This is a genomic window from Cryobacterium sp. LW097, from assembly GCF_002205495.2.
Classification (GTDB): Bacteria; Actinomycetota; Actinomycetes; order Actinomycetales; family Microbacteriaceae; genus Cryobacterium; species Cryobacterium zongtaii.
Genome location: NZ_CP021992.1, coordinates 3377110 through 3398805, shown reverse-complemented (window position 1 = coordinate 3398805; position 21696 = coordinate 3377110). Strand labels below are relative to the sequence as shown.

The window sequence follows — 21696 nt, the reverse complement described above, 5'->3', positions numbered from 1 at the left end:
CCCGCAGCAGTACCTCAGGAGGAACCCATGAAACACAGCACTCGATGGCTCACAACGGCCGGCGCCGTCGCGGCGGCCAGCGCCCTCGTTCTCACCGGATGCACCGCCTCCGGCGATACCGCACCGACCGAGGACTCCGCCGGCGGCGACCTCACCCCGGTCACCCTGCAGTTGCAGTGGGTGGCCCAGGCCCAGTTCGCCGGCTACTACGCGGCCGTCGACCAGGGCTACTACGAGGAGGAAGGCCTCGACGTGACCATCGAGGAGGGCGGCGCCGACATCGTTCCGCAGGACGTGCTCGCGTCCGGCGACGTGGACTACGCCATCTCCTGGGTGCCCAAGGTGCTCGGCTCCATCGAGCAGGGTGCCAACATCACCGACGTCGCCCAGATCTTCGAGCGCAGCGCCACCACCCAGATCTCATTCACGGACAAGAACATCACCAGCCCGGCCGACCTGGCCGGCAAGAACGTGGGCAGCTGGGGCTACGGCAACGAGTGGGAACTCTTCGCCGGCATGCAGCAGGCCGGCGTCGAGGTCGGCGACATCAGCCTCGTGCAGCAGGCCTTCGACATGAACGCCTTCCTCGCCGGTGACATCGACGCGGCCCAGGCGATGACCTACAACGAATACGCCCAGGTGCTGGAAACCATCAACCCCGACACCGGCGAGCTCTACCAGCCAGAGGACCTCAACGTCATCGACTGGAACGAGGAGGGCACCGCGATGCTCCAGGACGCCATCTGGGCCAACACCGACAAGCTCGCCGACGACGAGGCCTACGCCGACCAGACCGTGAAGTTCATCAAGGCCTCCATCAAGGGCTGGATCTACGCCGCCGAGAACCCCGAAGACGCCGCGACCATCGTGGCCGATGCCGGCTCGGCCCTGCCCGCCGGGCACCAGCTGTGGATGACCAACGAGGTCAGCAAGCTGATCTTCCCGTCCACGAACGGCGTCGGCCTGATCGACGAGGCCGCCTGGGCCAACACCGTCGACATCGCCATGAACACCAAGAACGAAACCGGTGGCACCATCATCACCACAGACCCGCCCGAAACCGCGTACTCCAACGAGTACGTGCAACAGGCCCTGGATGAGCTGACCGAGGAGGGAGTCGACGTCATGGGCGCCGACTGGGCTCCGATCGACGTCACCCTCAAGGAGGGCGGCGAGTAAAACAACCTCCGCACCGGGCGGCTGCCGAGCGCAGCCGCCCGGTGCACCACCGCTCCGGTACCCGCGGGGCACAGAGCAGAAGGAACAACATCGTGACCGACATCGACACCGGCACAACCACCGACACGAAGCCCGGGCTGAACGAGCGCACCACCGAACTCGACCGCGCCCACGTCTTCCACTCCTGGTCCGCCCAGGGGGCACTGAAGCCCCTCGTCATCGCCGGCGGCCTCGGCTGCCGGGTCTGGGACCACGACGGGCGCAGCTACCTCGACTTCTCCAGTCAGCTGGTCAACGTCAACATCGGCCACCAGCATCCGGCCGTGATCAAGGGCATCATCGAGCAGGCGCAGCTGCTCACCACCATCGCGCCGTCCACCGCCAACCTGGCCCGCGGCGAGGCCGCCAAACGCATCGTCGACCGGGCACCCGACGGCTTCAACAAGGTCTTCTTCACCAACGGCGGTGCGGATGCCAACGAGAACGCCATCAGGATGGCCCGGCTGCACACCGGCCGCGACACCGTGCTCTCCACCTACCGCTCGTACCACGGCAACACCGGCGCTGCCATCGTCGCCACCGGCGACTGGCGCCGCATCCCCAACGAGTTCGCCCGCGGACACGTGCACTTCTTCGGCCCGTACCTCTACCGCAGCGAGTTCTGGGCGACGACGCCCGAGCAGGAATGCGAGAGGGCCCTGCACCACCTGGAGCGGGTCATCCAGAGCGAGGGTGCCACCTCCATCGCGGCCGTGCTGCTCGAGTCCATCCCCGGCACCGCCGGGGTGTTGATGCCGCCGCCGGGCTACCTCGCCGGGGTGCGCGCACTCTGCGACCGGTACGGCATCATGCTGATCCTCGACGAGGTGATGGTGGGCTTCGGCCGCACCGGACGCTGGTTCGCGTTCGACGGCACCGGCGTGGTGCCCGACCTGATCACCTTCGCCAAGGGCGTCAACTCCGGTTACGTGCCCGTCGGCGGGGTGATCATCTCGGACGCCATCGCCGCGGACTTCGACGACACGGTGTTCCCCGGCGGGCTCACCTACAGCGGACATCCGCTGGCGATGGCCTCGATCGTCGCCGCGCTGGACGCCATGGCGGAGGAGGGCATCGTGGCCAACGCCGCCCGGATCGGCGCCGAGGCCATCGGCCCGGGGCTGGCGGCGCTCAAGGCCAAGCACCCGATCATCGGGGAGGTGCGTGGCGAGGGCGTCTTCTGGGCGATCGAGCTCGTGGCCGACCCGGAGAGCAGGGCGCCCGTGCCGCCGGCGGTGATGGCCCGCATCAAGACCGAGCTACTGGCCCGCAACCTGCTGCCCTTCATCATGGACAACCGTATCCACGTGGTGCCGCCCTGCGTCGTGACCGACTCCGAGGTGGCCGAGGCCCTGGCCATCTACGACGAGGTCCTCTCCCTGGACCTTCTCTAACAGCCCATTGCTGGTCGAGCTTGTCGAGACCCGCGACCAAATCTCACAACGTAGACACGGTCACCGGATCTCGACAAGCTCGATCAACGGACAACACCCCAACAGAATCGACTGACATGAACGACCTTCCCGTCCTCACCCACTGGATCGACGGCGCCCCAGGCGCCGGAAGCTCCACGCGTACCGCCCCCGTCTACAACCCCGCCACCGGCGCAGTGCAGCGCCTGGTCTCCCTGGCCTCCGCCGCCGATGTGGACACCGTTGTCGCGTCGGCCCAGGCCGCGTACCCCGCCTGGCGGGACGCCTCCATTGCCAAGCGCCAGGGCGTCATGTTCGCCTTCCGCGAGCTCCTCAATGCGCGCAAGGGCGAGCTGGCCGACATCCTCACCAATGAGCACGGCAAGGTCACCTCCGACGCCCTCGGCGAGATCGCCCGCGGCCTCGAGGTCGTCGAGTTCGCGCTCGGCCTGCCGCACCTGTCCAAGGGCGAGTTCTCCGAGAACGTCTCCACCGGCGTCGACGTGTACACCTTGCGCCAGCCGCTCGGCGTGGTCGGCATCATCAGCCCGTTCAACTTCCCGGCCATGGTGCCGCTCTGGTTCTTCCCGATCGCCATTGCCGCGGGCAACACCGTTGTGCTCAAGCCCAGCGAGAAGGACCCGTCCGCCGCCAACTGGCTCGCCGCGCTGCTTACCGAGGCCGGCCTGCCTGACGGTGTCTTCAATGTCGTGCACGGCGACAAGGAGGCCGTCGACGCGCTCCTGGTCAACCCCGACGTGCAGGCCATCTCCTTCGTCGGTTCCACCCCCATCGCCAAGTACATCTACGAGACCGCCGCTCACCACGGTAAGCGGGTGCAGGCCCTCGGCGGCGCCAAGAACCACATGCTGGTGCTGCCGGATGCCGACCTCGACCTCGCCGCGGATGCCGCCGTCAACGCCGGCTTCGGCTCGGCGGGGGAGCGCTGCATGGCCATCAGCGTGATCGTGGCCGTCGAACCCGTCGCCGATGAGCTGATCTCCAAGATCGCCGACCGCGTCAAGGGACTGAAAGTGGGCGACGGCATGCGCGGCTGCGACATGGGCCCGCTGATCACCGAGGCGCACCGCGATAAGGTCGCCGGTTACATCGACATCGCCCTGGCCGATGGCGCGGAGGTCGTGATCGACGGTCGCGGCATCGAGGTCGACGGTGAGGCATCCGGCTTCTGGCTCGGCCCGACCCTGTTCGACAAGGTCAGCCTGGACTCCGCCGTATACAAGGACGAGATCTTCGGTCCGGTGCTGAGCGTGCTGCGGGTGGCCAGTTACACCGACGGCGTGGCCGTCATCAACGCCAGCCGGTACGGCAACGGCACCGCCATCTTCACCAACGACGGTGGGGCGGCCAGGCGCTTCCAGCACGAGGTGCAGGTGGGCATGGTCGGCATCAACGTGCCGATCCCGGTACCGGTGGCGTATCACTCGTTCGGCGGCTGGAAGGACTCCCTGTTCGGTGACGCCAAGGCGTACGGCCCCGCCGGCATAACTTTCTACACTCGGGAGAAGGCCGTCACCGCCCGGTGGCTGGACCCGAGCCACGGCGGCATCAACCTGGGCTTCCCGCAGAACACCTAGCCCAGTACGTGAAGGCGGACTTCTTCCCGACACGCTGCGTTTTGGGTACACCTGGAACGGCGATTGGTGAAGAAGTCCGCCTTTACGTGCCGGCGTCACCCAGGCAACATGGGCGCATGAAGCAATCGGATGTGGCCTGGCGAGGGCAGGACGACCCTGACCGCATCGATCGGGCGTTGATCGAGATCGGGGAGAGCGGCCTGAAGGCCGAGGGAACCTCGGTCACGGTCGGCTATGCCACCGCCTGGTCGTTGGACGCCACCGATGCCTGGTGCACCTTGACGGTCGACATCAGTGCGCACGGCGCCGGTTGGATGCGTTCACTCGCGCTGACCCGGGATCAGAACAACCACTGGGCAGCCGTGACCCAGGTGCAGGGCGATGCCGGTCTTCCGCCCGCCGGCCTTGCGGAACCAGGCAGCATCGACGGTGCGCTCGACTGCGACATCGGCCTGTGCCCTGTGACGAACACCATGCCGATCCGGCGCCTGCGGCTGCTGAATGGGAACGTGCCGGAGACCGCGCTGGTGATGGCCTGGATCGAGATACCGTCCCTGCGGGTGATTCGGAGCGACCAGGTGTATGCCTCGTCGACGCCCGGCCGGGTCCGGTACCGCGGCGCCGGTGGTGACGATCAGGTCGAGTTGACCGTCGACTCCGACGGCATTGTGGTCGGTTACCCGGGCTTGGCGACCCGGCTCGCCAAGCGTTGATGCCATCATCCTCCGCCGGGCCTGTCAGGGTTGCGCTCCCTGCATGCGGCCCCGGTGACCTGCCAGGTGGCGGCCACCGGGAGACCGGCTAGTGCTGAACGCTGCGCCGATTGCTGACGCGGATGTAAACCAGGAGCACGATGATCGCGCCGATGATGGATCCGATGATGCCGGCCGGCTGGAAGAAGCCGTCCATGGGGTCGTGCTGGAAGATCAGGAAGCCGAGGAACCCGCCGACGAAGGAACCGATGATGCCCAGCACGATGGTCATCGGGATGCTAATGTTCTGCCGACCGGGCACGACGAGGCGGGCGACGGCGCCGGCGATGATGCCGACGACGATGAGGCTGATGATGAGACCAAGCATTGTGGTCTCCTTCCTGTTTGATGGGGCTGAGCCTTCGATGTGACCAGCGGTTGCTGGGCGATAAACAGCAAATCACCCAGAAGGAGGCGGCGGCACACCCCTAGGGGTGTAACTGCCGGGCCGGCAGAAGCTGTAGCGTCCTACTATGTCTTCGACCCAGCCCGTGACTGTCGCCCTGGTCGATGACTACGACATCGTGCTGAAGGGCCTGGCGCACATGTTCGATCACTATCGGGATCGTGTGCTTGTTGCGGAGATCGATGCGAATGCGGCTCTCTCCGACACAACCGACATCGTGCTGTACGACTCCTTCGCCCAGCCCGAGTCCGATCTGTCCGAGCTCACGGCCCTCGTGCGAAACCCGCGAGCCCGTCGCGTCGTCGTGTACACCTGGAATTTCCAGCCCTCGCTCATCGATGATGCGTTGGAGCGGGGCGTCAGCGGTTACCTGTCGAAGACGCTGCCCGCCCGCGACCTGGTCGCGGCCCTGGAGTCGGTGCACGCCGGTGAGATCGTGGTGAGCGATCCGCCGAAGCGAGCGGGCAGCGCTCCCGGACTGGACTGGCCCGGGCGTCGCGAAGGAATCACAGACCGTGAATCCGAGATCCTGGCGCTCATCACCCAGGGCAAGAGTAACGCCGAGGTGGCCGCGCTCACCTACCTCAGTCCCAACACCGTGAAGTCCTATATCCGCAGCGTCTACGGCAAGATCGGGGTCGCCAGCCGTACCCAGGCTGTGCTCTGGGGTGTCGGCCACGGGTTCGCCCCGGACCACCATCGAATCGACAGCTGGCTCGGCGGTCCCTGAGTCAGGCACACCGGATGCGCCGGTGCCCCATTCGCGCCCGCCGAGCAGGATCGAAGAAGCACACCTGCCGGGTTGCTTCTACAGTGGGTGCCAGAGACGCAACCTTGACCGTGAGGAACAGATCGTGAGCGAAACCTTCAGCAAAGAGGAGAAGGCCGCCATGCGGGCGGCCGCGGCAGAGGCCAAGGCCGCAAAACTGGGCGCCGACCTCGAAGCCGCGTGCCTGGCGGCGATCGCCGAGATGTCCGGCACCGACCAGGAACTGGCCGAGACTTTGCACCGATTGGTGAAGGAGAACACCGACCTGGGTGCCAAGACCTGGTACGGCATGCCGGCGTATACGGACTCCGACGGCAAGGTGGTGGTCTTTTTCCAGAGCGCCGCCAAATTCAAGGTGCGCTATGCCACCATCGGCTTCCAGCCGGACGCCAACCTCGACGACGGAAACCTCTGGCCCACCTCATTCGCGGTGACCAAGCTCACCGCCGAGGACCAGAGGCGACTCGTCGAGCTGTTGGAGAAGGCCGTCGCCTGACGGACACCCGACCGCCTGCCCCACCCGCGTCAACCGGAGCTTCACGCCGAATACCTGGCGGCGATTCACAACGTTGCAAAAGGTGCCCGGCCATCCGCCATAATCGAGATATGACTAGCAACGATGCACTCGACGCCGCCCGGACCGCAATTCTCAGCGGACGGACGTCCCTAGGGATCGAGCTGGGGTCGACCCGCATCAAGGCCTGCCTGATCGGCGAGGACCCGGCTGACGTCCTCTCCGTCGGCAGCCACGAGTGGGAGAACCAGTTCGTCGATCGGGTCTGGACGTACTCGTTGGCAGACGTGTGGACGGGCATCCAGGCCGCTCACGCTGCCCTCGTCGCCGATGTCGAAAAGCAGTACGGGGTTCGCCTGGAAAGCTACAGTGCTGTCGGCGTTTCGGCGATGATGCACGGCTATCTAGCGTTCGACGCCGCCGGCGAGCAGCTGGTTCCGTTCCGCACCTGGCGCAACACCACCACAGGTCCCGCGGCGACCGAGCTGACCGAGCTGTTCGGAGTGAACATTCCGCTGCGCTGGTCGATCGCGCACCTGCACCAGGCGGTCGTCGACCACGAGCCGCACGTGGCGCAGCTCGACTTCATCACGACCCTCGCCGGCTACGTGCACTGGCAGCTCACCGGCCGCAAGGTCCTGGGCGTCGGCGATGCCTCGGGCATGTTCCCCATCGACGCCGCCACCGCGGACTACGACGCCGAGCTCCTCGCCCGATACGACGGCCTGGTCGCCGAGTCCGCTCCCGACCTCAACCTGGCCGCACTCCTGCCCACCGTGCTGGTGGCCGGCCAGCCGGCAGGCGAGCTCACGGCGGCGGGCGCGGCCCTTCTCGACCCGACCGGTGCCCTGCGTCCAGGCGCCGTGCTGTGCCCGCCCGAGGGCGACGCCGGCACGGGCATGGTCGCGACCTGTTCCGTCGCCCCGCGCACCGGTAACGTCAGCGCCGGCACCAGCATCTTCGCGATGGTTGTGCTCGAGCGCCCCCTCAAAAAGGTGCACCACGAACTCGACCTGGTCACCACCCCGGCCGGCGATCCCGTCGCGATGGTGCACTGCAACAACGGGGCAAGCGAGCTCGCCGCGTGGGCCGGGATGTTCGGCCGCTTCGCCGCGGCCAGCGGTAACCCCGTTGCCAGCGACGCGGTATTCGACGCCCTGTTCCGTGAGGCGCTCGACGGTGACGCGGATGCCGGCGGCCTGTTGGCCTACAACCACCTGGCCGGCGAGCCCATCGCCGGCCTCACCGAGGGGCGGCCGCTCTTCGTGCGCACCCCCGACAGCCGGCTCACCCTCGCCAACTTCATGCGCGCGCAGCTCTACGGAGTGTTCGGCACGCTCAGCCTCGGCATGCGCGTTCTCGCCGAGGAGGGCGTCGAACTCGACGCGATGTTCGCGCACGGTGGGCTCTTCCGCACCGCCGGTGTCGCCCAGCGATTCCTCGCCGGCGCCTTGGATGCCCCGGTCTCGGTCGCCGAGACGGCATCGGAGGGCGGCGCCTGGGGCATCGCGGTCCTGGCGTCCTACACGGCGGCCACAGCATCCGGCGTCGACGTCGACCTGGACGGGTACCTGCGTGAGCGAGTGTTCGTGGGGCAAGAATTCGAGACCGTCGCCCCCGACCCTGTCGACGTCGCCGGCTTCGCCGACTACCTGGACCGCTACCACGCGGGTCTTGCCGTCGAACGGGCTGCCGTCGACACCCTCTAAGCCGAGCTCCACCGCACACGTCCCAATTGCGATGCGGCTGCACGAATTGCCGCAGCCTGAATCGTCCCAGTGAGCTGTGGCATTGGGCATAGGCTCTGGCCATGCTTCGCATCCGAAAGACGCGGTGGAAGGTCGCCTACATTGCCGCCGGTCTGACCGTCTTGGCACTCAACAGCGCGGCCTTTCCGCACACCGTCACGAATCCAATTTTTGCGGTGGAGGGCATCCTGCTGTACCTGCTCCTCTATTTCGGTGGTGTGCGGTCCTTCCGTGGTGCAGACGAGCCGGTTGAGCCGCCACGCGCCTGGTGGCGGATGACCTCGCGACCACGGGCCGGCTTCGTGGTCGGATCGTTGCTGGTCCTGAGCGTCGCCAACTGGATGTTCTCGGTCGCCACGGGGGCGACCGACGTGGCACTCGCAGGCGGGCTCGGTGTGATCGCTGATGCGGTGCTGGCTTTCCTGTACTTCAGGTCCTCGGTCCGGCTGCACCGAGTGCCCCCTCGCATCGTGCCCCAGCGAACCGTCCAGGACCCGCCGCAGTGGAAACCCATCAGGCGTTGACCGGTGCGCCCGCGATGAGTCGGACGGCCATGCTCTCCGCCGACGGTGCCCTTCAGCTTCGGCCCCGCCGAGTGCGGGTTGCCGGGGTGTCCGGCACGGGCAAAACCACCCTCGCCGCGCGGATCGCCGTGATCACCGGGGGCGCACACACGGAGATCGACGCGCTGTTCCACGGCCCGAAGTGGGTGCCCCGGCCCGAATTCGCCGATGATGTGCGAGGCTTCATCGCCGCGGAGTCATGGACGACCGAATGGCAGTACAGCGCCGCCCGCGAGGTGCTTGCCGAACGTGCCGATCTGCTCGTGTGGCTCGATCTGCCGTTCTGCGCGTCACGCTTCCCCGGGTGATCCGCCGTACCATCCGCCGCCGGGTTCGCCGCGAGGAGTTGTGGAACGGCAATGTCGAGCCACCCATCCGCACGCTGCTCAGTGACCGTGAGCACATCGTGCGGTGGGCGATCTCGACCCGGCGGAAGTACGACGAGCGGGTGCCGGCGCTGGAACTTGCGCACCCCCACCTCGTTGTCGTGAGGCTGCGATCGCAGCGTGAGGTCGAGCGGTGGCTGGGCGGGGCTCTCGCTGACGCGGTGCGCTAGCGGGGCACCGCCGGTGCGGTGGGCCGGTTAGTCCGGCGGCTCAACGTGCTCGCCGAACGGCGGAAGGTTGATGTCTTCCTCGTTGACCTCCACGTCCCCGAAATCGTCCGGTCCGCCCGTGCACGGCGCCACCTTCACCTTGTCCGCGACGTCCGGGTCGACAGCCGCCGGCGGTGACTCGTCCTGTTTGGCTTGCGTCTCCGTTTCACTCGCCGGACGTCCAGGAATACCGCCCGGCGCGAAAGCTTGCCCGTCCTGGTGGTCTCGGCAGTATCGTGTCTCCTGTGAGCAGCCGCCGCAATCCCGGGTCGCAGTCGTCCCTGCGTGAGGCCAACCGCGCCCGCATCCTCGACGCGATCACCCACCACGGCGCCCTCACCCAGGTGGAACTGGCCGCGGTCACCGGGCTGTCGCCGGCCACGGTGTCCAACATCGTCAAGGAGCAGGCCGCCGCCGGGGTGCTGGCGACCACGCCCACGTCCCGCAGCGGCCGTCGCGCGGTGCGAGTCACCCTCGCCAGGGAACTGGGCCTGGTGGTGGGCCTGCACGTGGCGAACCGGCAACTGCGGCTGGCGCTGGCCGACGCCGGCCACCAGGTGCTGGCCGAGCGGATGCTGCCGCTGGCCCGCGACCACCGCGCCGACAGCGAACTCGACAGGGTGATGCTGCTCATCCGGGACATGGCCGAGTCGGTGGGCGCCGGCCTCGACGAGGTGCTCGCGGTGGGGGTGGGTCTGGCCGCGCCTGTCGACCCGCGTACCGGCCTCATCGCCACTGCCGGCTTGCTGCGCGGCTGGGACGGGGTGCCCGTCGCCGAAGAACTCGAGTCGCGGCTGCACCGGCCGGTATTCGTCGACAACGAGGCCAACCTCGGTGCACTCGCGGAGTACCGCATCGGCGCGGCCCAGGGCGTCCGGCAGGCGGCCTATCTGCGCCTGTCGCACGGCGTGGGCGCCGGCCTGATCGTGGATGGCCGGGTCTATCGCGGCGGTAGCGGCAAGGCCGGAGAGATCGGTCACGTCACCCTCGACGAGCAGGGCCTGGTCTGCCGATGCGGCAACCGCGGCTGCCTGGAGACCCTGGTGGGAGCCTCGGCGCTGGCCGCGAAGTTCCCCGGCAGCCACGGCGAGGTCAAGCTGCGCGACGTCGTGCTGCGCGCCGAGGCGGGCGAGGCCCTGGCGCGCCGGGTGATCGCCGATGCCGGCCGGCACCTGGGTATCGCGCTCGCGGGTCTGAGCAACCTCGTCGACCCGCACCGCATCGTGGTCGGCGGTGAGCTGGCCGAAGCCGGCGAGATGCTGCTCAGCCCACTGCGGCACGCTCTGGAACGCTCCACCCTGGCCACTGCAGCCGGGGTGCCCGAGGTAGTCAAGGGCGAGCTGGGGGAGCGGGCCGAGCTGCTCGGCGCGGTGCTCTTCGCCATCGATCGCGCCCAGATCACGGCGGGCCGCACCGACGGCCCGATCCGCACCGTGGCGGCCGCCCCGGCCCCCGATATCCTGCCGGGGATCGGTGGCATCCTGCCCGGTCTGGCCCCGCAAATATCGCCCGAAAGGGGCGGTCTGGCCTCTTGAGTTCAAGCCTTGACGGCATTTGGCACCGGGGCCATGCTCGTTACACCGCCAACGAGGGTGGTCACAGTAGGAGGCACATCATGAGAAAACCCAGGAAGAGGTTCGCGCTCCTGTCGATCGCATTGATCGCTACCGCGGGTGCTCTGACCGCGTGCACCACCGGCGACGACGGCGGCAGCGACGACGGCGGCGGCGGGTCCGGCGACGCCATCAAGATCGGCCTGCTCCTCCCCGAATCCCAGACGGCCCGGTACGAGAAATTCGACCGCCCGCTGTTCGAAGAACACCTGGCGACCCTGGGCGACTACGAAGTCGTCTATGCCAACGCCGACCAGGATGCCTCGAAGCAGCAACAGCAGGCTGAATCCGCCCTCACCGAGGGCATCGAGGTCATGGTTCTCGACCCCGTCGACGGTGCGGCGGCAGCCAGCATCGTCGCGAACGCCGCCGCGCAGGACGTTCCGGTGATCGCCTACGACAGGTTCATCGAGGGTGGCCAGATCGCTTACTACATCTCCTTCGACAACGAACAGGTCGGTGTTCTCCAGGGTGAGGCCCTCGTGGAGCGGCTCCAGGCCGACGGTACGACCACCGGCATCATCATGATCAACGGGTCGCCCACCGACGGCAACGCGACGCTGTTCAAGGAAGGCGCCCACTCGGTCATCGACGCGAGCGGCATCCCGATCCTGGCCGAGTTCGACACGCCGGACTGGAGTGCCGAGGAGGCTCAGACCTTCGCGGCCGGCCAGATCGGTCAGTTCAGTGACCAGATCTCGGGCGTCTACGCGGCCAACGACGGTACGGCAGGTGGCGCCATCGCGGCACTGCGGGCCGCCGGAGTCGACCCGATCCCCCCGGTCACCGGTCAGGACGCCGAGCTCACCGGCATCCAGCGCATCGTCGCCGGCGACCAATTCATGACGGTCTACAAGGCGATCAAACTGGAAGCGGAGTTGGCTGCCGAGGTGGCCGACCAGCTGGCCCGCGGCGAAACGCCGGAGGGAGACACCGAGATTGACGGCATCCCCGCGACCCTGCTCACCCCGGTCGTCGTCACCGTCGACAACATTGCCGACACCGTGATCGCCGACGATTTCTACACCGTCGACGAGATCTGCACCGCTGAATACGCGGACGCCTGCGCGGCCGCCGGCCTGCAGTAAGGCGGTGCCCCAGACGCCGACCGGGAGTCCTACCCACGATTCGACTCCCGGTCGGCCCACCGGCTCCAACAGCCAGCGGCTGCAAACAGAGGAATCACAATGACCGTGCTTTCCCCCGAACCCGTGCAGGGCGCACCCACCAGCGAACTCGTGCTCTCCATGCGCGGGATCGACAAGAACTTCGGCGCCGTGCAAGCCCTCACCGCCATCGACCTGGACATCTACTCCGGTGAGGTGGTCGCGCTGGTCGGCGACAACGGTGCCGGCAAGTCCACCCTGATCAAGATCCTCGCCGGCGTGCACCCCAAGGACGGCGGCACGATCACCGACGGAGACAAATCGGTCACGATCAACAACCCGGCTGAATCCGGCGCGTTGGGCATCGCCACCGTCTACCAGGACCTGGCCCTGTGCGACAACCTCGACGTGGTCGCCAACCTGTTCCTCGGCCACGAACTCGGCCGGGGCACCATCAACGAGGTCGAGATGGAGAAGCGCTCCTGGGAGCTGTTGCGGCAACTGTCGGCACGCATCCCCTCGGTGCGTATCCCGGTGGCGTCGTTGTCTGGCGGTCAGCGCCAGACCGTGGCCATCGCCCGTTCGCTGATCGGCGACCCGCGCATCGTGATCCTCGACGAGCCCACCGCGGCGTTGGGTGTGGCCCAGACCGCCGAGGTGCTCAACCTCATCGAGCGGCTGCGTGAACGCGGCCTTGCCGTGGTGCTGATCAGCCACAACATGGCGGATGTGCAGGCCGTCGCCGACCGCATCGTGGTGCTGCGTCTGGGCCGCAACAACGGTGAATTCAAGGTGGCCGATGTCACCTACGAAGACATCATCGCGGCCATCACCGGCGCCTCCGATAACGCCGTCACCCGGCGCGCCCAAGCCCGGGTCGGCTCTCCGGAGGCCGCGGATGACGCTGTTCCATCCCCTGACGTTGCACCCCCTGATGTTGCACCCCCAGAGGAGGCCCGGCCATGACGACCCCGACATCGCCCCCACAGTCCAGCCCGCCCGAACCGGCGGCGCCGCCCACCGAAACCGTGCGCCTCGCCGCGGTGGCCGCCGACCTGCAGGACGAGCGCCTCATCCAGCAGCACGGCATCGGCGGTGCGGTGCGCGCCTTCGGTCGGCGGGTACGTTCCGGTGACATCGGTTCGTTGCCCGTTGTGATCGGCCTGATCGTGATCTGGGTGGCGTTCTCCCTGCTCAACCCAAACTTCCTCTCCAGCACCAACCTGGTCAACCTCACCCTGCAGTGCGCGGCCGTCGGCACCATCTCCATCGGCATCGTGCTGGTGCTGCTGCTGGGCGAGATCGACCTGTCGGTCGGGTCGGTCAGCGGCCTGTCCGCGGCCATCCTCGCGGTCGGTTTTGTCAACCTGGGCTGGCCGCTGCCGGTCGCCCTGCTGGCCTCGTTGCTGTCCGGTGTGGTCATCGGCCTGCTGTACGGGTTCCTGTATACCCGGTTCGGGGTACCCAGCTTCGTGATCACCCTGGCCGGGTTGCTCGGCTTCCTCGGGCTGCAGCTGTGGGTGCTCGGCTCCACGGGGTCGATCAACATCCCGTTCGATTCCTGGATCGTGCAGTTCGCCCAGCAGTGGTTCCTGCCCGACTGGCTCTCCTACGTGCTGGTGATACTGACGGCACTGGCCTATGCGGCGCAACTGTTCGTCACCGCGAACCGGCGGGCGGCGGCGGGGCTCTCGGCCGTGCCGGCCACCTCGATCGTGGTGCGCAGCGTGTTCCTGCTGCTGGTGCTCGCCGTGCCCACCTGGTACCTCAACCAGACCCGCGGTGTCGGCGCGACATTCGTGCTGTTCCTGGTGCTCGTCGTGGTGATGAACTTCTTCCTCACCCGCACCCGCTGGGGCCGGTCGGTGTACGCGGTCGGCGGCAATGTGGAGGCTGCCCGGCGGTCCGGCATCAACGTCACCAAGGTCTACCTCACGGTTTTTGTGCTGTGCTCCACCTTCGCGGCCCTGGGCGGCATCCTCGCCGCGGGCCGGCTGGCGGCAGCCAACCAGGGTTCGGGCGGCGGCGACACCAACCTCAACGCCATCGCCGCCGCGGTGATCGGCGGCGCCAGCCTCTTCGGCGGCCGCGGCAGCGCGTTCTCGGCGCTGTTGGGCATCCTGGTGATCCAGTCGATCTCCAGCGGCCTGACCCTACTCAACCTGGACTCGTCGATCCGGTACATGATCACCGGCGCGGTGCTGCTGCTCGCGGTCATCGTCGACTCCCTGTCGCGCCGCACCCGGGCGTCGCACGGTAGAGCCTGACCGCCTCCCGCCCGGGGCCGGGCGGAGGCGGCAGAGGAAGGCGGCGGTTCTCGCCCCACCCCGGCAGCGCAGCCGGCGAGGCAGGATCGCCGCCTTCGCGGTGCCGGGATGCGGCACCATCGCCGGGAGCACCTCATTCAAGTGGCGGTGATCCCCTTCGCTGACTTGCCGCAAAGTTCCTCCTTCAGAGCAGGCACAGGGGGTTTTGCAGCAACTCGGCGGGTCAGTCGGGTCGGCGGGGCGGGAACCTAGGTCGCCAGGGTCGCGGCCTCGCGCAGGAGATCGGCGGCAGTGTCATCGCCGTGCGCGGCCAGGGCCACCACGTCGCCGATCACCACGACGGCGGGGGATCGCACCCCGGCGTGGGCCGCGAGCGCGGCGATGCTGTCCAGCCGGCCGAGGGTCGTGCGCTGGTCGTGCGCGAAACCGCGCTCCACGATCGCCACGGGCATGTCGGTGCGCATCCCGAGCCTGGTGAGGCCGGCAACCAGCTGCTGCAGGGTGCCGATTCCCATCAGGACCACGATGGTGCCGCCCAGGCCCACCAGGTGGGTCAGTTCGGTGTCGTTGATCGGCGCGTGCCCGGAGATCACCGTGAACATCCGGGTGATCTCGCGGTGGGTGACGGGGATGCCCGCGGCGGCCGGCACGGCGATGGCGCTGGTCACCCCCGAGATCACGGTCACCGGTACACCGGCGGCGCGGCAGGCGATGACTTCTTCGCCACCCCGACCGAAGACGAACGGGTCGCCGCCTTTCAGGCGCACCACGGTGAGGCCGGCCAGGGCGGATGCCACCATCATCCGCTCAGCATCGCGCTGGGGGATCGCGTGGTGACCGGGAGCCTTGCCCACGTCGATCTGCTCGGCGCCGGGCGCCCAGACGTCGAGCCTGTCGGTGGGGCCGAGCCGGTCGTAGTAGACGATGTCGGCCGCGTTCAGTGCCGCGAGCGCACCGACCGTGAGCAGGCTTTCCAGGCCGGGGCCGCCGCCGACGAGCGTGACCGACCCGATGGGCGCGGTCGACGCCGCGGTTTCCCGGCTCAGCCAGGTGCGGTGCCGCGCGCACGCCGCAGCGATCACGGCGTCGGTGGGCGGAGTGGTCTCCACGACGGCGACCAGGTCGACGGCGGCGATGAGCGCATTCCAGGCGCCGACCGACCGGGGAAACACCGGGGTGTGCACCCCGGGGGCCGGTCGGACGGCCGGCGACTGCGGGCCGGGTCCGGCCAGGTGGTACACGGTCGCGCCCGAGGCCAGGTACCGCGCGAGGACACGGCGTGCCGCGTGGGCCCCGCCGACGACGAGGACCCGTTTCCCCGAGAAGTCGAGGCCGGCGGACACGGGCTACTCCACGCCGGTCGCCGAGGAAACCGGGATGTCGATGTCGTCCCGGCGAACCGGGATGGTGAGGCCGGCCAGGTGGACGGGGCCGGCGGCGCTGGTGCCGTCGCGTTCTTCAGGGCGGGCCGGACGCGGCTGGCCGCGTTCGATCACCTGAAGGAGCGACGGGTCGGGGGTGTCGGAGTTCACGAACGGCCGGAACCGGCGCAGGCGCTCGGGATCGGCCAGCGTGGCGGCCCACTCGTCTTCGTACACGTCGATGTGGGCGGCCATGGCCGCTTCAAGGTCATCGGCGATGCCCAGGGAATCGCTGCAGACGACGTCGCGGACGTGGTCGAAACCACCCTCGATGTCTTCCTGCCAGCGGGCGGTGCGCTGCACGCGGTCGGCGGTGCGGATGTAGTACATCAGGTAGCGGTCGATGTACTTGATCAGGGTTTCCTCGTCGAGGTCCTTGGCGAGCAGCACGGCGTGAACGGGCTGGAAGCCGCCGTTACCACCGACGTAGAGGTTCCAGCCCAGCTCGGTCGCGATGACGCCGATGTCCTTGGCGCGGGCCTCGGCGCACTCGCGGGCGCAGCCGGAGACACCGATCTTGAACTTGTGCGGCGAGCGCAGGCCGCGGTAGCGGTTCTCCAGCGTGATCGCCAGCGCCACGGAATCCTGTACTCCGAAGCGGCACCAGGCCGACCCCACACACGACTTTGCCGTGCGCAGGCTCTTGCCGTAGGCCTGGCCGGACTCGAAACCGGCATCCACCAGGGTGCGCCAGATGTCGGGCAGCTGGTCGAGCCGGGCGCCGAACAGGGCGATCCGCTGACCACCGGTGATCTTGGTGTACAGGTTGAATTGGGCGGCGACCTCGCCGATCGCGATGAGCTTCTCCGGGGTGATTTCGCCACCGGGAATGCGGGGGATAACCGAGTAGCTGCCGTCCTTCTGCATGTTGCCGAGGGCACGGTCGTTGGTGTCCTGCAGGCCGCCACGGCCGGCATCCAGGATGTAGGCGGAGGACTGCGAGGCCAGGATCGAGGCGATGGTGGGCTTGCAGACATCGCAGCCGAGGCCGGTGCCGAAGCGTTCCATGATCTGGTCGAACGAGGTGAGTTGCAGTACCCGCACCGACTCGAACAGTTCGCTGCGGCTGATCGAGATGTGCTCGCAGAGCGCCTTCGAGATTTCAAGGCCGGCGGCGGTCAGTTCGGTTTCGAGAACCTTCTTGAGCAGCGGCACGCACGAGCCGCACTGGGTGCCGGCCCGGGTGCAGGCCTTGAGTGCGCCGAGCTCGGTGACGGGGTCGCCGTGGTCGCCACGGATGGCCGCGCGCACGGTGCCGAACGACACGTCGTTGCAGGAGCACAGCTGGGCGTCGTCGGGCATGTCGGAGCTGGACGGCAGCTCGGCGCCGGAGGCGGACAGGTACGCGCCGGGTTCGGCGGGCAGTTCGCGGCCGAGCAGCGGGCGCAGCGACAGGTACGGGGAGGCGTCGCCGACGAAGATGCCGCCGAGCAGGGTCTTGGCGTCGCTGGACACGACGACCTTCTGGTACAGGCCACGCGCGGGGTCGGCGTAGACGACCTCGAGGGCCCGGTCGCCGGTGCCGAAGGCGTCACCAAAGCTGGCCACCTCCACACCGGAGAGCTTGAGCTTGGTGGCGTCGTCGATGCCGGGGAACAGGGCCTGGCCGCCGTTGAGCCTGTCGGCCACCACCTCGGCCATCGCGTTCGCGGGAGCGACGAGTCCGATGCAGCGGCCGTCGTAGCTGGCGATCTCGCCGATGGCCCAGATGCCGGGCACGGAGCTGGAGCAGTCGTCGCCGATCACGATGCCGCCGCGCGGGCCGATCTCCAGGCCCGCCGCGCGGGCGAGTTCGTCGCGGGCACGGATGCCGATGGACCAGACAATCAGGTCAGCGTTGATCTGCCGATCGTCGTCGAGGGTCAACCCGAGTACCTGGCCGGTCTCGGCGACGAGGATCTCGGTGGGGCGGTGGCCGAGTTCGAGGTGGATGCCCTGGCCGTGGATGAGACGGCCGAGGGCCATGCCGGCACCCTGGTCGAGCTGGGTGGGCATCAGCCAGGTGGCGCCATCCACGATCGTGGTGTTGGCGCCGAGGCGCTGCACACCGCCGGCGGCCTCGAGCCCCAGCAGGCCGCCGCCGATGACGGTGACGTTCGCGGGCCGGCCGAACTTCGCCTTCAGGCGTGCGGTCTCGCTGACGAGGAAGTCCACGTCTTCGATGGTGCGGTACACGACACCCTTGTCGCCACCGGGCACCGGCGGAACGAAGGCGCTCGAACCCGTCGCGAACACCAGGTCGTCGTAGGCCAGGGCGTCACCGTTGTCGAGGGTGACGGTCCGGGCCGCGGGGTCCACGGCGGTGACGCGGCTGCCGCCGCGGTAGCGCACGGTCTCGGACTGCCAGAACACCGGGTCGCCCAGGGTGAGGTCCTCCGGACCGTTCAGGCGGTGCGAGAGGGAGACCCTGTCGTAGGGCAGGTGGATTTCCTCGCCGATGACGGTGATGTCGACGGGCCGGGCGGAATCGCCGTCCGCGACAGTGCGGGCGACCATGGCCTCGGTGAACCGGTGCGCGGCGGGGCCGCCTCCGATCACGATGACGCGGCGCACGCCGTCCGATTCGCTGGTCGTCGGCAGGGGAGTGTTCAGTGTCATTACGGCATCTCTCGGGTAAATCAGGCCGCATAATCCCGACGGCGTCGTCCGCCGTCGCGCCGACCTCATGGCGTCCCTTAAGTAAGTCACATCCGCGCGCGCTAAAAGAGGGTACTTGGTCCCGAAGATCACGACCCCGGCTTGGGTAATCTGAGGGGGTGCCGAACGCATCCACTGGCCCGGCGCCGGAATCGAGGACATCATGCTGACCACTGAAAGCACCACCGCGCCGCGGAGCGCCGACGCCACCACCGGATGGGCGACAGTCTGCGAACTCTCCCAGCTCGAACCCCTGTGGGCAGAAGCGGCCATCGTCGACGGCGAGCAGCTCGCGTTGGTGCGGATGCCCGACGGAACCGTGTACGCCGTCTCGAACCGGGACCCCGCGACCGGCTCGTTCGTGATGTGCCGGGGAATCGTCGGCTCGCACGGGGACCGGGTGACGTTGGCCTCGCCGCTGCACAAGCAGGTCTATGACCTGGCCACCGGCGAGTGCTTCACCTCCGCCGACTTCACGCTGCCCACCTTCGAGACCAGGGTCGAATCCGGCTCGGTGCAGGTGCGGCTGGCCCCGGACGCCTCGGCCCGCGCCGCGGCGTGATGAGCGACGCACTCCAGCGCGACACAGCGCCGCTCCTGCTCCTCGCCTCGCACGGCTCCCGGGATCCCGCTGCCCAGCGCGCGGTGCTGGCCCTCGTCGACGCGGTGACTCGGGCGCTGACCACAATCAGCCCGGCCACCCCGGTTGCGGCCGGTTTCATCGATGTGCAGCAGCCGGATGTGCCGCAGTGCCTCGCCGAGGCCGACCCCGGCCGGTCCGCCGTCATCGTGCCGCTGCTGGTGTCCGCCGGGTACCACGTGAAGTTCGACCTCGCCAACGCCGTGGCCCAGGCCCAACCGCGTCAGGTCGGCGTGACCGCGGCGCTCGGACCCGACAGCCGGCTGACCGGCATCCTCGCCGACCGGCTGGCCCAGAGTGGCCTGCGCGCGGAAGACCGCGTGATCCTCGCCGCCGCGGGATCGAGCGACGCGGACGCCGTGGCCGACTGCCGCACAGCGGGCGAGCAACTAGCCGCCCTGCTGGGCCGACCGGTCACCGTCGCCTTCATCGCCGCCGCGACGCCGAGTCTGGTGGATGCCGTGGCCGCCGCGCGCAGTGAGTCACCGGATGCCCGCCTGGTCGTCGCGAGCTATCTGCTGGCACCGGGCACCTTCGCCAGGTGGTCGCAGGACGCCGGCGCGGACGTGGTCAGCGCGACCCTCCTCGTCGAGGGCGAGGAGCCCCCGGCCGCACTCGTCGACGTGGTGGTGGACCGGTACCTGAGTGGCGTGCGCACGCTCTGACGCCGGGCGCGTCGGCAGCCGGAGGGCTTAAACCTCGAGGCCGTCGCGGATGATCGTCTGCCCGGTCGGCCATTTGCTGAACGGTGCCGCCACCGGGAGCACCATCGCGGGGCCGGTGAAGGTCACCGGGCGCATCCGGGTGTCGATCATGCGGGTCACCTGTCCGGGCGACTGCCGCCAGCCGCCACCGGCGTAGTAGGCGACGAGCTCGGGAGCGCAGGTGAGGTAGCCGAACGGCAGCCCCTGGCCGGTCAGGGCCGTGGCGGCCTCGGCGAGCAGCCGGCGGCCGAGGCCGGTGCCTTGGTAGTCGGGATCGACGCCGACCAGTCCCACATCGCCGACCAGCTGCGACCCGCCGGACTCGAGGCGCAGCATCCGCCGCACGAAGCCGAGGTGGGCGACCGGCCGGCCGTCGTGGTAACCGATCACGCGGGCCTCCGGGCGGGCGCCCATCCAGCTGCGGGTGCCGGTGAAGGTGGCGTGGTCCTCGGGGTAGTAGCGCGCGAACAGGGCCGCCAGGGCGGTGTGGTCGTCGGCCGAGAGATCGGCCTCCCAGCGCAGGGTCCATTCGATGTCAGCCATCCGGTCAGCCTAACCGCCGGCGCACGACCAGCCGCTGGAGTACCGGCTCAGCCGGCCGCCGCCGCGTGCTCGGCCTGCACCTGCGCCGCCCGGGCGCGCAGCGCCTCGACGACGGTACGCACGGCCAGGCGCTCGGCTCGGTCGGGCCGCATCAGCGCCACGATCTGCCGTTCGGCGTCGAGTCCCCGTAGTGGCTTGAGCACCATCCGGCCGGGCTGGTCGCCGCTGGAGGTGTATCGGGGGACGAGGGCGATGCCGAGCCCGGCCATGATGAACGATTCGATCAGCCGCATGTCCGCGAACCGTTGGGTGACCCGGGCGCGGCTGCCGGTCTGCAGTTCGATATCGTGCAGGATGCGTCCGAACGGGTAGCCGAGGGGCACGCCGATCCAGGTCTCACCGACCACGTCGCTCGCGCCCAGCGACACCCGACCGGCCAGCCTGTGTCCGGTCGGCAGGCCGACGTCGAGGGGTTCGGTCATCAGGGGCACCGAGGTGAGGCCGCGCCCGCCCCAGGTGTGCTGCCCGCGCATGCTGTGGGCGAGCACGATGTCGTATTCGCTCGTGAGCGCGGGAAAGTCGCTGAGCTCCGGGTCCATGTCGGTGCAATGCACCGCCAGGCCGTCGTGGTCGGCCAGGTCCTGCAGTGCGCCCGGCAGCAGCATCTGTCCGGCGGTGGGGAACGTGACCAGGCTCACGTCGCCGGTGGCCCGGTTGCGGAAGGTGTCCCAGACGGCTGTGGCGCGCTCCAGCGCCACCGCGATATCCGTCGCGCTCGCGGCCAGCGCGCGGCCGGCGTCGGTGAGCACAAGCCCGCGCCCGCTGCGTTCGGTGAGGGGCAGGCCGGCCTCGCGCTCGAGGACCTTCAGCTGCTGCGAGACCGCAGACGGGGTGCGGTGGGTGGCCCGCGCAACGGCGGTCACGCTGCCGCGTTCGGCCAGCTCGCGGAGCAGTTCGAGGCGCTGAACATCCATGAAGCCAGACTACATAGTCCTTGCTAAACAATGTGATTGTGCTGAATGGTTGTTGGTGGTCAGATAAAGACGTCGGTTACCGGGCAGCAGCCCGCGTGGCCCGGCCATCCACTTCCCTCGAAAGGCACGACCGTGTTCGTTTTCATGCTCCTCATCTCCCTTGTTGCCGTAGGCGCCGTCGTCGGCACCGTCGTTGCCGTGAACAAGGATGGCTAC

At 68.7% G+C, this 21696-nt stretch carries 21 protein-coding genes; 16 read left to right on the top strand and 5 right to left on the bottom strand.

The features are described 5' to 3' along the window. Positions 1–27: 27 nt before the first annotated feature. The 4 genes from B7495_RS15920 (at position 28) to B7495_RS15905 (ending at position 4941) form a co-directional block, all read left to right on the top strand. Complete coding sequence (locus B7495_RS15920) at positions 28–1179, top strand: ABC transporter substrate-binding protein (RefSeq protein WP_088457441.1); 1152 nt, start codon at positions 28–30, stop codon at positions 1177–1179. Positions 1180–1280: 101 nt separating this feature from the next. Continuing rightward, positions 1281–2612 (top strand): aspartate aminotransferase family protein, encoded by a 1332-nt coding sequence (locus B7495_RS15915; RefSeq protein WP_088458144.1) that lies wholly within the window; start codon positions 1281–1283, stop codon positions 2610–2612. A 116-nt stretch (positions 2613–2728) separates the two neighbouring features. Further along, positions 2729–4228 (top strand): CoA-acylating methylmalonate-semialdehyde dehydrogenase, encoded by a 1500-nt coding sequence (locus tag B7495_RS15910; protein ID WP_088457440.1) that lies wholly within the window; start codon positions 2729–2731, stop codon positions 4226–4228. 116 nt (positions 4229–4344) lie between these two features. After that, positions 4345–4941, top strand: a complete 597-nt coding sequence (locus B7495_RS15905; protein ID WP_088457439.1) for a putative glycolipid-binding domain-containing protein — start codon at positions 4345–4347, stop codon at positions 4939–4941. Positions 4942–5029: 88 nt separating this feature from the next. On the opposite strand, the gene B7495_RS15900 is transcribed toward B7495_RS15905, so the two are convergent. Then, the gene (locus B7495_RS15900) at positions 5030–5308 is read right to left on the bottom strand and encodes a GlsB/YeaQ/YmgE family stress response membrane protein (protein WP_088457438.1); all 279 of its coding nucleotides are present in this window, start codon (positions 5306–5308) and stop codon (positions 5030–5032) included. 145 nt (positions 5309–5453) lie between these two features. On the opposite strand from B7495_RS15900, the gene B7495_RS15895 reads away from it, so the two are divergent. The 10 genes from B7495_RS15895 (at position 5454) to B7495_RS15855 (ending at position 14561) form a co-directional block, all read left to right on the top strand. Then, the gene (locus B7495_RS15895) at positions 5454–6116 is read left to right on the top strand and encodes a response regulator transcription factor (RefSeq protein ID WP_088457437.1); all 663 of its coding nucleotides are present in this window, start codon (positions 5454–5456) and stop codon (positions 6114–6116) included. Between the two features lie 124 nt (positions 6117–6240). After that, positions 6241–6651: a hypothetical protein gene (locus tag B7495_RS15890; RefSeq protein ID WP_198414960.1), complete on the top strand. Its 411-nt coding sequence runs from the start codon at positions 6241–6243 to the stop codon at positions 6649–6651. Positions 6652–6761: 110 nt separating this feature from the next. Then, positions 6762–8378, top strand: coding sequence for a xylulokinase (locus B7495_RS15885; protein WP_088457436.1), 1617 nt, complete (start codon positions 6762–6764; stop codon positions 8376–8378). A 101-nt stretch (positions 8379–8479) separates the two neighbouring features. Beyond that, the gene (locus B7495_RS15880; RefSeq protein ID WP_088457435.1) at positions 8480–8941 is read left to right on the top strand and encodes a hypothetical protein; all 462 of its coding nucleotides are present in this window, start codon (positions 8480–8482) and stop codon (positions 8939–8941) included. 29 nt (positions 8942–8970) lie between these two features. After that, positions 8971–9288, top strand: coding sequence for a hypothetical protein (locus B7495_RS19715; RefSeq protein ID WP_370028197.1), 318 nt, complete (start codon positions 8971–8973; stop codon positions 9286–9288). Next, a complete protein-coding gene (locus B7495_RS19710; RefSeq protein ID WP_341476107.1) occupies positions 9285–9536 on the top strand; it encodes a hypothetical protein in 252 nt (83 codons plus the stop codon). Before B7495_RS19715 ends, B7495_RS19710 begins: the two co-directional genes overlap by 4 nt. Before the next feature lie 284 nt (positions 9537–9820). Beyond that, entirely contained in the window at positions 9821–11110 is a 1290-nt protein-coding gene (locus B7495_RS15870; RefSeq protein ID WP_088457434.1) for an ROK family transcriptional regulator, read from the top strand. A gap of 80 nt (positions 11111–11190) precedes the next feature. Then, the gene (locus tag B7495_RS15865) at positions 11191–12276 is read left to right on the top strand and encodes a sugar ABC transporter substrate-binding protein (RefSeq protein WP_088457433.1); all 1086 of its coding nucleotides are present in this window, start codon (positions 11191–11193) and stop codon (positions 12274–12276) included. Between the two features lie 99 nt (positions 12277–12375). After that, positions 12376–13260, top strand: coding sequence for an ATP-binding cassette domain-containing protein (locus tag B7495_RS15860; RefSeq protein ID WP_088457432.1), 885 nt, complete (start codon positions 12376–12378; stop codon positions 13258–13260). Beyond that, positions 13257–14561, top strand: coding sequence for a sugar ABC transporter permease (locus tag B7495_RS15855; protein WP_088457431.1), 1305 nt, complete (start codon positions 13257–13259; stop codon positions 14559–14561). The genes B7495_RS15860 and B7495_RS15855 overlap by 4 nt, the downstream gene beginning before the upstream one ends. 248 nt (positions 14562–14809) lie before the next feature. Here B7495_RS15855 and cobA read toward each other — a convergent pair whose 3' ends face one another. Together cobA and nirB are read right to left on the bottom strand one after the other, a co-directional pair. Further along, positions 14810–15904 (bottom strand): uroporphyrinogen-III C-methyltransferase, encoded by a 1095-nt coding sequence (gene cobA / locus B7495_RS15850; RefSeq protein WP_088457430.1) that lies wholly within the window; start codon positions 15902–15904, stop codon positions 14810–14812. A 3-nt stretch (positions 15905–15907) separates the two neighbouring features. Beyond that, positions 15908–18580: a nitrite reductase large subunit NirB gene (nirB, locus tag B7495_RS15845; protein WP_088457429.1), complete on the bottom strand. Its 2673-nt coding sequence runs from the start codon at positions 18578–18580 to the stop codon at positions 15908–15910. A 202-nt stretch (positions 18581–18782) separates the two neighbouring features. On the opposite strand from nirB, the gene nirD reads away from it, so the two are divergent. Both nirD and B7495_RS15835 read left to right on the top strand, forming a co-directional pair. Next, positions 18783–19181: a nitrite reductase small subunit NirD gene (nirD, locus tag B7495_RS15840; protein WP_088457428.1), complete on the top strand. Its 399-nt coding sequence runs from the start codon at positions 18783–18785 to the stop codon at positions 19179–19181. Further along, positions 19181–19924 carry a sirohydrochlorin chelatase gene (locus B7495_RS15835; RefSeq protein ID WP_088457427.1) on the top strand — a complete coding sequence of 248 codons (744 nt, stop codon included), beginning with the start codon at positions 19181–19183 and terminating at the stop codon, positions 19922–19924. The genes nirD and B7495_RS15835 overlap by 1 nt, the downstream gene beginning before the upstream one ends. 27 nt (positions 19925–19951) lie before the next feature. Here the strand turns inward: B7495_RS15835 and B7495_RS15830 are convergent, their stop codons facing one another. Then, positions 19952–20506 (bottom strand): GNAT family N-acetyltransferase, encoded by a 555-nt coding sequence (locus tag B7495_RS15830; protein ID WP_088457426.1) that lies wholly within the window; start codon positions 20504–20506, stop codon positions 19952–19954. 47 nt (positions 20507–20553) lie between these two features. Beyond that, entirely contained in the window at positions 20554–21480 is a 927-nt protein-coding gene (locus tag B7495_RS15825) for a LysR family transcriptional regulator (protein ID WP_088457425.1), read from the bottom strand. Positions 21481–21696: the final 216 nt, after the last annotated feature.